11 protein-coding genes are annotated in these 10,202 nt (G+C 73.4%); all 11 read right to left on the bottom strand.

The genetic code is table 11. The features are described from left to right. Nucleotides 1-756, bottom strand: a 756-nt coding sequence (locus NH2_RS20700) for a M23 family metallopeptidase (RefSeq protein WP_157103887.1), incomplete at its 3' end; no start/stop codon positions are given. A gap of 7 nt (nucleotides 757-763) precedes the next feature. Beyond that, nucleotides 764-1,072, bottom strand: a complete 309-nt coding sequence (locus NH2_RS20695; protein ID WP_067656732.1) for a transposase — start codon at nucleotides 1,070-1,072, stop codon at nucleotides 764-766. Between the two features lie 28 nt (nucleotides 1,073-1,100). After that, a complete protein-coding gene (locus NH2_RS29945; protein ID WP_245650686.1) occupies nucleotides 1,101-3,686 on the bottom strand; it encodes a hypothetical protein in 2,586 nt (861 codons plus the stop codon). Between the two features lie 7 nt (nucleotides 3,687-3,693). Beyond that, nucleotides 3,694-5,184: an SCO6880 family protein gene (locus NH2_RS20685; RefSeq protein ID WP_067656729.1), complete on the bottom strand. Its 1,491-nt coding sequence runs from the start codon at nucleotides 5,182-5,184 to the stop codon at nucleotides 3,694-3,696. Continuing rightward, the gene (locus NH2_RS20680) at nucleotides 5,181-6,662 is read right to left on the bottom strand and encodes a hypothetical protein (protein WP_067656863.1); all 1,482 of its coding nucleotides are present in this window, start codon (nucleotides 6,660-6,662) and stop codon (nucleotides 5,181-5,183) included. Before NH2_RS20680 ends, NH2_RS20685 begins: the two co-directional genes overlap by 4 nt. Nucleotides 6,663-6,690: 28 nt before the next feature. Beyond that, a complete protein-coding gene (locus NH2_RS20675) occupies nucleotides 6,691-7,506 on the bottom strand; it encodes a DUF8175 domain-containg protein (RefSeq protein ID WP_067656726.1) in 816 nt (271 codons plus the stop codon). Nucleotides 7,507-7,528: 22 nt separating this feature from the next. Continuing rightward, the gene (locus tag NH2_RS20670; protein WP_067656723.1) at nucleotides 7,529-8,149 is read right to left on the bottom strand and encodes a DUF8175 domain-containg protein; all 621 of its coding nucleotides are present in this window, start codon (nucleotides 8,147-8,149) and stop codon (nucleotides 7,529-7,531) included. 29 nt (nucleotides 8,150-8,178) lie between these two features. Continuing rightward, nucleotides 8,179-8,433, bottom strand: a complete 255-nt coding sequence (locus tag NH2_RS20665; protein WP_245650685.1) for a hypothetical protein — start codon at nucleotides 8,431-8,433, stop codon at nucleotides 8,179-8,181. Continuing rightward, on the bottom strand, nucleotides 8,430-8,723 hold the full coding sequence (locus NH2_RS20660; RefSeq protein WP_067656720.1) for a hypothetical protein: 294 nt from the start codon (nucleotides 8,721-8,723) through the stop codon (nucleotides 8,430-8,432). The genes NH2_RS20665 and NH2_RS20660 overlap by 4 nt, the downstream gene beginning before the upstream one ends. Before the next feature lie 46 nt (nucleotides 8,724-8,769). Then, complete coding sequence (locus NH2_RS20655; RefSeq protein WP_245650684.1) at nucleotides 8,770-9,243, bottom strand: hypothetical protein; 474 nt, start codon at nucleotides 9,241-9,243, stop codon at nucleotides 8,770-8,772. 179 nt (nucleotides 9,244-9,422) lie between these two features. Next, complete coding sequence (locus NH2_RS20650; protein WP_245650683.1) at nucleotides 9,423-10,196, bottom strand: hypothetical protein; 774 nt, start codon at nucleotides 10,194-10,196, stop codon at nucleotides 9,423-9,425. Nucleotides 10,197-10,202: the final 6 nt, after the last annotated feature.

Genomic DNA, 10,202 nt, shown 5'->3' with positions numbered 1-10,202 from the left:
GCTGCCGAAGCCGCGGCTGCACCTGGGGTCGGCCGAGTACGCCTGCGCGCCGCCGACATCCGGGGTCGGCGCGCCGTCCAGCCACGGCATCGGGTCGATCTGCCTGCCGCCGGTGAAGCGGCCGCCGGGGACCACCTCGAAGTGCAGGTGCGGGCCGCTGGACTCGCCCGCCGAACCGACCGCGCCGATGGGCTGGCCCGCGCGCACGGTCTCGCCGACCGCGACCCCGACGCCGCTGTCCCACATGTGGCCGTAGACCGCGGAGTAGGCGCGGCCGTTGGTGTCCACCGAGTCGACGACGATCCAGTTGCCGAAGCCGGAGGCGGGCCCGGCGGCGACCACCCGGCCGTCGGCGACCGAGTAGATCGGGGTGCCGTCGGGCGCCGCGAAGTCGACGCCGCGGTGCGCGCCGCCGCGGCTGCCGAAGGTGTCGGAGACCGAGTAGGTGCCGGTGGCCAGGGGCAGCGTGCGGCGCAGCGGGGCGCCGCCCGCGGCGAGCGACGGGGTGCCGGTGGCCGACGGGTTCGCCGCCGCGGCGGGCGTGTTCGCCGCGGCGGTGCCGTCCGGTGCCGCGGTGGCGCCCGCGCGCGGGTCGCCGGGGGCGTAGCCGCCGAGCGGCGGGAGCACCGAACCCGAGCCGAGCACGCTGGCGTCCTCGCACGGGTCCTCGGCCGCGGGCAGCACGATCACCAGCACGATGGTGATCAGCCCGATGATCGAGCCGAGGGCGACGAAGAGGATGCTGCGCGCGTTCACCGAGGGCTCATGTGCGGCGCCTGGTCTCGTTCAGGGTGTCGGCGAGGGTCCGGTTCATCTCCGCGGCGGCGGCGAGCTGCTGCTGCAGCAGCGCCACCCTGCGGCGCAGCGCCGCCGCGTCCATCCGCTCCAGGCTCGGCCCCTCGGCGGCCCGCACCCAGTTGCGCACCGAGTTGGTGTGCACGCCGATCTGGTCGGCCACCACCCGGCACGCCTCCGACTCGCTGCTCAGCGTGCTCGCCAGCGCGAGCACCTGCTCCACCGCCGCCTGCCGCACCTCGGGGGAGACCCGCCGGTACGACCGGTGCGGCATCATCGGGCGCGCCTCTCACTCACCGCTGCACTCACGCCGCACTCCCGGAATCACCGCGCCGGGTGGACTCGGTGAACTCGCTGAACCGCTGGTTGGTCTCGTGGATCCCGCTCTCCTTCTCGGAGAGCGTGAACTCCATGTGGAACGGGATGCCCGGCCTGCGGTCCTCGCCGATCTTGAGCAGGAACTTGCCGGTGCCGGGCGGCGACGGCCGCTGCTGCCCCGGTTTGAGCGCCTCGCCGGTGAGCGCCTGCGGCGCCGACCAGCTGGTCACCATCTCCTGCTCGGCGGCGGTGAAGGGCACCGTGCTGTCCAGCCGGTTGATCTCCTCGGCGGGCAGCGCGCCGAAGATCTTGGCGCGCGCGCGTTCCAGGAAGCCGAGCGCCTTGGCGATGGCCGCCTCGGAGCCGAGCGCCTGCAGGTCCTTGATGGTGTGGCTGATCATGATGAGCGCGGTCGCGATGGTGCGCTGCAACCGGGTCAGCTCGTCCACCCGGTCGACCATGAAGTCGCCGAGGCCGAGCACCTGCCACAGCTCGTCCATGACCACCTGGAAGTAGCGCTGCGGGCCGAGCCCGGCGTCGGCGAGCACGTGCGCCGCCTCCACCGAGGCGAAGCCATCCGCCCAGCACGCCAGCATGACCGCGGCTTTCAGTTTCTTGTCGCCGGTGGGGATGTGCGAGACGTCGATCGCTACCGCCACCGCGGAGGTGTCGATCGGCACCGAGGTCTGGCCGTTGAAGACCGCGCCGAACGGGCCCTGGGTGAGCGCGCGCAGCGAGCGCCGCAGGTTCTTGATGGCGATCTGGTACTCGGCCTCGTCGTCGGCGCCCGCGTCGAGCATGAGCTCCTCGCCGCCGTCGACGATCACCTCGAGCAGGTTCTCCATGATCGGCGGGCTGTCCGGGGTGTAGCCGCTGCCCGGCCGGTACAGGATGCGCAGCGCGGTGGAGATCAGCGTCTCCTCGTAGTCGCGCACCCGGGCGCCGCGGACCAGCTCGACCAACCCGGCGATCAGCGTGACCTGCCTGGCGCGCAGGTCCTGCAGCACCTGGAGCTGGAGCTCCGGCAGCTCGTCGAGCAGCGGAACCACCGAGCCGAGCACGCCCGCGGCCAGCGGGTTCAGCTGGCCGTGGCCGTAGCCGAGGTCGATCACCTGGCCGCCGACCATCTCCACCATCTTGCGGTAGTCCGGCTTGACGTCGGCCAGGATGAGCGGGGTGATGCCCTGGGCGATGCCGCCGAGCACGATCCGGCGCACCAGCGACGACTTGCCGAAGCCGTTCAGCCCGAGCACGAACAGGCTGGGCGCGGTGATGAAGCTGCCGCGCAGGAACCAGTTCATCGGGTCGAAGCAGACCGGGGCCCCGGTGTGCAGGTGCGAGCCGAGCGGGGTGCCGATGAGCGGCGCGCCCGCGCCGACCGACCACGGCCAGAGCCCGGCCACCTGCGCGGTGGTGGCGCGGTACTCGACGGTGCGGCCGACCACGTTCATCCGGCCGCCGCCGGGGCCGGCGTAGCCGCGGTCGGTGAGCTGGGCGGTGGCGCGCTCGAAGCCGTCCTCGTGCGACTGCTCGGTGCGGGCGGCGGCATTGCGGCGGCGGGCGTCGTCGGTGGTGATCCGGAACTGCGCCCAGACCGCGCGCAGGCCGTTCTGCTCGCGGGCGATCGCCTCCAGCTGGGCGCGGGTGGCGTCGTCCAGGACCGCGGGGCCCTGCTGCTTGCGCTTGTCCGCCTTGGCCTTGGCGCGGCGGGCGGCCGGGTCGGCATTGCCCATGGCGCGGTCGGCGGTGTAATCCGGCTTCTGGTCGCGGCGGTCGCGGCGGGGTTGCCGCTCCTTGCGCAGATCGGCCGGGCGGGGCCGGCGCGGGGCCGGTGCTTCGGAGCGGCGGCGGGGGGCGATGTCGTCCGGGGAGCGGCGGGCGAGCTCTCCCTCGCGGCGCGGCGCCGAACCGCGGCGGGCCTCGGCGGCGGCGCGTGCGGATTCCGCCGCGCGGCGGCCGTTCTCGATCGAATCGCGGCCGGATTCCGGTGCGCGCCGTTCGGCGGCGGGACGGCGCGCGGTATCACCGTCCACGGCCGCCCGGCGCGCCTCGGCAGCCCTGCGCCCGGTGTCGCCATCGATCGACGCGCGGCGAGCCTGGGCCGACGGGCGGCCCGACTCCGGCGCACGCCGCTCGGCAGCCCTGCGCCCGGTGTCGCCATCGATCGACGCCCGACGCACCTCGGCCGACGGGCGGCCCGACTCCGGCGCACGCCGCTCGGCGGGTCGGCCCTCGACGTCACCCTCGCCCGGCGGGCGGGCCGATTCGGGGGCGCGCCCGGCCCGTTCGGGGGCCGGGCGGCGGCGCTCGGGGGCGCGGCCTTCGGGCCTGCCCTCCCCCTCCGGATCACGCTGCCGCGGCGGGGCATCCGGCGCGCGACGCCCGCGCGGGCGCCCGTCACTGTCCGGCGGCTCCAGGGTGGGCGGTACCGGGCGGCGCCGGGGCGGCTCGGTTAGCGCCGGGTCCGGCCACTGTTCGTGGTCGGCGCGGTGCTCGCGCGCGTCGCGCCGGGAGCCGCGACGGGCCGGGGCGCTCTCCCGGTCCCGGACCGGTGGTTCGTAGTCACGTGCCATGGATCGCTCACCCCGCCAATGCCTTCGGAATGGTCGCGTGCTCCGGCAGGATGACACCGCACCCGAGGGAGGCCGCGAAAGCCGCCGCCTGGTACCGGTAACACCGCCGGATCTTCAACCGCGCCTGTGTGGACAGGTCGCGGGTTATCGCCTCGATGCGCGGCAGATCACCGCGCAACGGTTCGGTGATGGTCACGAGCGCGCCGAACCGCGTAACGCCGTGACCACGTGCCTGTTCCTCTCGCGCCTGCTGGGTGGCACCCACCCGCAGGGTCGCCGCGGCCGACACGACGCCGCGTTCGCTCTGCTGCGCCACCAGCGCGTTCTTGAAGTCGTCGTCGACGATCTCGGCGGCGTCCGCGGCCGAGTGCGGCCGGTACACGATGGCGATCCGCTTGCGCGGCACCTCCGGGTTCGGCGCCAGCAGGCGCTGCAGCACCCGCTCGTCGACGGCGCCCTCGGGGGCGGCGTCCATCTCCCAGGTGACCGAGCGGCCGCCATCGTGCAGGAGGTGGTCCCACTTCTCGTCGTGCGAGACCGGCCCGGCGTCGGCCCAGTCCAGGCCGTGCCCGCCGGGCTCACCGGCGGCGACCTCCAGGTCGGCCTGCGCGGCCGGGTCGTAGCTGCGCCGGATGAAGGCGATGACCTCCTCGGCCGCCATGGGCTGCGCGCGCACCCCGGCCTCGGCGAGCGCGGCGCAGATGCCGGGCAGCCTGCGCCCGATCTCCACCGCCTCCTCGGCCGGATTCTTGCGCCGCTCGGCGGTGGTGGCCTTGAAGGTGATGGCGACCCGGGGCAGCAGCTGCACCCGCTCCTGCGGCAGCTCGGTGGCGAGCTCGTACATCACCTGCTGCGCCAGGTCCGGCGCGTCCGGGCGGGTGATGGTGGAGACCTCGGTGAGCAGCCGGTTGCCGGTCTCCGGCACGGTGTCGATCACCGGGACGACGGCGACGATGTCGCTGGTCTGGCCGACCGAGGCGAGGAAGGTGCCCCAGGCCGAGACCCAGCGGTCGATGACCGGCTGGTCCACCGCCTCGTGCCCCTGCGGCCAGGCCCGCAGCACCACCGTGTACTGCGCGAACTGCGGCAGGTGGATCATGCCGAAGCTGTAGCCGCCCGCGTCGATGCCCTCGTAGAGCTTGGAGGGCGCGAGCAGCCCTGGCAGCCGGGTGACGCCGCCGGGGATCCGGGAGAACCGGCCGCCGCGATAGACGTGCTCGCCGCGGTTCCGCGACCGCATCCAGTTGAACATCATAATTCCCGTCTCGTACCCGGAGCGTCCCCCGGACCGCCACACCAGCGGAACCATCACGACGACACCGACGCCGCCGACGATCACCCCCCATTGGAAGCCGCCCACCATCGCGCAGATCAGCGCGGTGATCACGACGACGAAACCGATGACGGTCTCCTCCCAGCGCAGGCCGAACAGCCCTGCGCTGCGGGGTTTCTGCCAGAGGCCGTAGGACCGGCGCTCGTAGGTCTCGGTACTCGTCATCGCGGAATGGTGCTCCTCCCGAGATCGGGCGACCGGTTGGCCCAGCTGTCACCCGCCATATCGCCCATGGCCTGATCCGCCCGGTTCATCCCCGAGGTGGCGGCGCGCGCCGACGCGACCCGGCCCGCCACCCGGGACGCCCCGGACGCTACCCCGCCCGCACCCGCGGGCCCGGAGGCGCGCGGCGGGGGCGGGGCCGCGGCATTGACCGCGCCACCGCCGCCACCGCGCGGCGGGGTCGGGCGCGGCGACGGCCGCACCCCGCCCGCGCCGCCGGGTGGCCGCGGCCCGGTGCCGCTGCCGCTGACGTACCCGGCCCGGCCGGGCGCGGCGGCGGTACGGGTGCCGACCGCCTTGGTGCCCATCGCGCCGAGCGCGGCCGCCGCGACCAGCGTGCCGCCGGTGGCGGTGAGGCCGGAGCCGCCGCTGCCGACGATGGCGACGGCCGGGGTGACCAGCCGCATGAGCGCGGGCAGCACGAACGCGACCGAACAGAGCAGCACGATGGCGACCAGCATGCGCTGCGCCTCCTCACCCTCCGGCAGCCCGCCGGTGGGGGTGAGGCCGTCCACGTGCCCCGCGGTGGTGAAGGCGATCATGTAGACGATCGCGGCCACCGGTTTGTAGAGCATGAAGGCGATGATCCAGCCGACCAGCTTCTGGTACGAGGATTTGCCGATATCCATCCCGGACGACGCCGCGGCCAGCGGCAGCACCCCCGCCGCGATGATCAGCAGCCCCTGCCGGACGATGGCGAGCACGATCTGCGCCAGCGCGCCGAGCAGCCCGACGATCGCGATGATCAGCACCAGGCCGGGCGAGAAGGCCTGCAGCTTGCTGGTTTTCACCATCAGCTCGGCCATGTCCTTGGCGTTGCCGTTGGTGGCGTCCTGGATGAGCCAGTCCGCGAAGCGATCCGACGCCTGGGTGCCCGCCACGATCACCGCGCCGAGCATCCAGGAGCTGAACACCACCCGGGCGAACATGCGGAAGGATTCGGCCGCCTCGCTCACGGCGGCCCCGCGTCTGGCCGCGGCCAAGCGCGCGCCGGAGAGGATCACCGAGGCGATGAGTAGCAGTATCTGTATCTGATATGTGTACTCGTTGATCTTGGTGAACAGTGACCCGGAGTCGCTGGCCGCCTCGTTCGGCACCCGCATCCAGAAGGTCAGCGCCAGCACGATGGCCTCGCCCAGGCCGTTCATCAGCGAGTCGACCACCTTGCCGAAGGTGGAGTCCCACGCCTTGTCCTTGACCGCGGTCGCGGCGTCGCCGGGGTGCGAGGCGGCATTGCCCGCCTTGCACACCGCCGAGGCGGCGTCGCCGAGCGAGACACCGGGGATACCGACGTTGTCCAGCGTGTCGTGTAGCTCGTTGCACGCGTCGTCGAAGCCGTAGGTCTGGCCGTAGGCGATCATCGGCGTCGCCATCGTCACCGTGAAGACGACCGCGAGAATCGTGATTATCCGCCGTAGCATGGCATCCACCCCTCGATGTAGTGCCTGATCACCATCGGGTCCACCCCTCGAGCGTCTCGAGGTACTCGGTCTGCGAGTTGTTCGACGAGGTCGGCTTGAGCCGCCAGTCGCCCGCGTCCCACACCACCACCAGCCGCACGGCGGCCCACAGCTGCTTGCCGTCGACCACCGGGCCGCGCGCGGCGAGCCGCACGATGGCCAGGTCGTCCGCGTAGTCGTCGATCTTGAAGGCGTCCGGGGCGACCAGGTAGCGGGTGACCCTCTCCGGCTGCTGTTCCGGCAGTTTGTCCGCGGCCAGCGCGTTTTCGTACGCGGTCAGCTGCTGCGGCGAGACCCGCACCTGGGTGACGTAGAGGTCGCGGTTGGCCGGGCGCGCGTTCAGCCGGTAGGTGATCTGCGCGGCGGCCAGCGCGGCGCCCTGCGGGGTGTGCGCGTAGCCGACGGCGAGGCCGTTCTCGATCCGGGCCGGGCCGTCCGAGGTGGAGAACGGCACCGAGGCGCCGTACACCCGCTGCCAGCCCTGCGGCGCCGTGGTCCCGCTCGGGGCCGCGGTGAGCCAGGCCGGGTCGCCGGGCTTGCGCTGCTTGCTCGCGTCCTGCGGCAGCGGCTGCCCGGCCGCGTTGTTCGGGATGTCGACCCGGCGGCCGAGGAAATCCGCCTCCGGGGTGCCGAATCCGGTGCCCTCCGCGGTACTCCCGGCCGGCGGCAGCGCCACGGGGGTGTCGCTGTCGCCCCTGGACAGGTAGACGACGAACCCGACGATGAGGATCAGCGCGAGCACCGCGCCGGAGGCGACGGCGCCGAAGGAGACCCGCTCGCGCGGCGCCGCGGAATCCTTGCTCACGGCAGCTCCCCTCGCCGCGCGCTCACTTGGGGGCCTCCAGCCGCACCATCTCCGGCGGCAGCTGGTCCACCGCGTCCACCGGCCGGACGGTCGACTCCGGGTCCGGCAACCGCAGCCGCCAGTCCTCGCCGAACCACTCGACGGTGGTGTGCGTGACGGCGCGCGAGGAATCCGAGTACTCGGTGTAGACGTCGACGGTGGAGCGCTCGTCGGTGTAGCCGGTCACCCGGTACCCGAGCACTCGCGGCGCGTACTCGGCCGCGGCGGGGCCGGTGATCGAGAGCTGCACGCGGTTGATCGCCCACTCGTCGCGCGCGGGGCCGGGCACGACCTCGCGGTTCACGACCTGCGACCATTGCCCGTCCGGCGCGATGGAGAGCCGCACGGTGTGCACGATGGCGGCCACCGCGGCGCCGGGCGGCGAGTGCTCGAAGCCGGTCGCGGCGCCGTCCGCGCTCGACGTCGGCCCCTGGTCGGCCCGCGGCAGCGCGACGCCCTGAAAGGGCTGCCAGCGCACATTGCTCGGCGGCGCGTTCAGGTCGGGTCCGGACTCGCCGGAGCCACCGCCGCCGCAGGCGGTGCTCGCGGCGAGCAGCAGCGCGATGCCGACCGCGCCCGCACCGGGCCTCTGGATTCGATTCATGGTGGTGGAGCTCCCCCTGACCCGTCCGGTCACGCCGGCAGGAACGCGAGTGCGATGCCGGAGGCGGTACTGGCCACGATCGCGCCGAGCAGGCTCATGAGCACGCCGAAGGACGCGTCGTTGACGGCCAGGTCGGACTTGAAGGCCATCCACAGCCGCCCGGCGGACAGGATCATCCACGCGAGGCAGACCAGTAGCACGAACCAGAGCAGCCAGTTCAGCAGCTGCATGAGCGGCTCGAGCACGTCGGCGGGCATCTGCTTGTAGGCGAGCACGGCGCTCACGTCCCGATGACGGCGTTCATGATGGTGCCGGCGCTGGTCGCGACGACACCGCCGATCATGGCCCCCGCCACCATCTTCGGCGACTCCAGCCCGCCGCCGGTCCAGCGTTCCCAGGCGAACTTGCCGCCCGCGTAGATGATCGCGACGATCCCGGCGAGCAGCACGAACCAGGTGAGGTAGCGGACCAGCTGGAGGATTTTCTCCGATCCGGGCGGCGCCTCCGGGGTGGGGTTGCCGACCTGGGCAAGTACGGTGCCCGCGTCCTGTACGGCCAGCAGCAGCGCGCTCATCCGAATACCTTTCTGACAGCGGAGATGACGTGGTTCGGCACGGCGGTCACTCCTCGAACATCCGTGCGTCGGCGTCGTAGCTGGATTCGCGCACGGCCGAGCGGGCCGCCGCGACGATCTCGGAGCCGAGCCGGTGGATCTCCGGCGGCACCTCGTCCAGCGGGTCGACCCGGCGCTTGCGCGGCAGCTGCACGTCCCCCGGTGTCCACACCGGCAGCTTCTCGGGCTCCACCAGGGTCCACTCCTCGACCCACGGCACCTGCCAGAGCTGGCCGGCCAGCGAGCCGACCACATCGCGGTACCGGCGGATCTCGGCGGGCAGCCTGCCGGGGCGGGCGGCGACGGTGACCAGGCCGAGCACATCGGCGCGGCCGGCGTAACCGGAGAGGTGCTGGCGGAGCAGATCGTGCGCACGGGTCAGCCCCGGGATGGTCTCCCTGGCGACGAGGACGACGAACGGCGATTCACGCTCGAAGACGCCGGGCCAGCGGCGGCTCGAATCCGCCACTGGCGCAAGCACATGCGCGAGGGTACTGGCTCCGGCGCCGCCGTGTACACCCAGCACCCAGACCAGCGGCGCGCGGCCGATTCCGGGCACCGGACGCTGCCAGATGGGAGCGCGCCGGGACTCCGGCGGCGCGATCACGCCCGCCGTTCCCGGCTCCGGATCGGAGCGGCGCGGAAGTTTCATGGCCGCCGTCATGATGCCACGCCGCGCAGTAGCTCGTCGTAGGCCGCCCTGGTCGCCTCGGCCAGTTCGCCGTGCTGCACCAGCTCGCCGCGGGCCAGGTGCGGGTCGTACGGGATCTCGCGGATCTCGTGCACCCAGCCGGCCAGGTGCTCGCGCAGGTGGTCGGCGACGCGCGAGTCGGAGTCGGGCAGCTGGTGCGAGACCACGATGCTGGTGTCGCCGACGATGCCGCCGCCCGGCCCCTCGTCGGCCGCGCCGAACTGGTCGTCCAGCCACTCCAGCGTCACCCGCAGCCGGTTGGCGGCGTCGGTGCGCGACGGGATCGCCAGCACCAGCGCGATCTCGGCGTCGTCGAGCAGCGGGCGCAGCTGGCGCGCCGCGATCGGGCTGCCGCCGTCGTAGACCGCGGTGAAGCCGGCCTGCGAGACCGCCCGCGCCACGGTCAGATACGTCGCGCGGCGGCGCAGCGGGGCCTCGTCCCGCCAGAGCAGCCCGATCCCGGAGGAGGCCCGGGAGAGGCACTCCTTGAGCGGGGCAGGCTCGTCGTCGCCGCGGCCGTAGAGCCACGACTGCAGGCTGATCGGGTGCAGGTGTTCGTCCGCGCCGCGCAGCGCCAGGTCGCCGCCGGCCGCGGTGGCGTCGACCGCCACCGTCGGGGTGCCGCCCGCGGCCCGCGCACCCGCGAGCCCGAGCACCGTCGTCGTCGTGCCCGCGCCGCCACAGCCCCCGACCACCAGGATCGGTCGCTGCCGGTCGGTCCGGGAACTCCAGTCCTCTCCCATCGCTAC

Origin of the sequence: Nocardia harenae NBRC 108248 (assembly GCF_001612885.1) — a bacterium.
GTDB lineage: Bacteria > Actinomycetota > Actinomycetes > Mycobacteriales > Mycobacteriaceae > Nocardia > Nocardia harenae.
The sequence above is the reverse complement of the archived record's forward strand: the minus strand, read 5'-3'. Positions and strand labels throughout refer to the sequence as shown.

Bases quoted from the DNA above. Each gene is read 5' to 3' on its own strand.
- NH2_RS20695 (WP_067656732.1), bottom strand. From the start codon at position 1,072: ATGATGCCGCACCGGTCGTACCGGCGGGTCTCCCCCGAGGTGCGGCAG.
- NH2_RS29945 (WP_245650686.1), bottom strand. From the start codon at position 3,686: ATGGCACGTGACTACGAACCACCGGTCCGGGACCGGGAGAGCGCCCCG.
- NH2_RS20685 (WP_067656729.1), bottom strand. From the start codon at position 5,184: ATGACGAGTACCGAGACCTACGAGCGCCGGTCCTACGGCCTCTGGCAG.
- NH2_RS20680 (WP_067656863.1), bottom strand. From the start codon at position 6,662: ATGCTACGGCGGATAATCACGATTCTCGCGGTCGTCTTCACGGTGACG.
- NH2_RS20670 (WP_067656723.1), bottom strand. From the start codon at position 8,149: ATGAATCGAATCCAGAGGCCCGGTGCGGGCGCGGTCGGCATCGCGCTG.
- NH2_RS20660 (WP_067656720.1), bottom strand. From the start codon at position 8,723: ATGAGCGCGCTGCTGCTGGCCGTACAGGACGCGGGCACCGTACTTGCC.
- NH2_RS20650 (WP_245650683.1), bottom strand. From the start codon at position 10,196: ATGGGAGAGGACTGGAGTTCCCGGACCGACCGGCAGCGACCGATCCTG.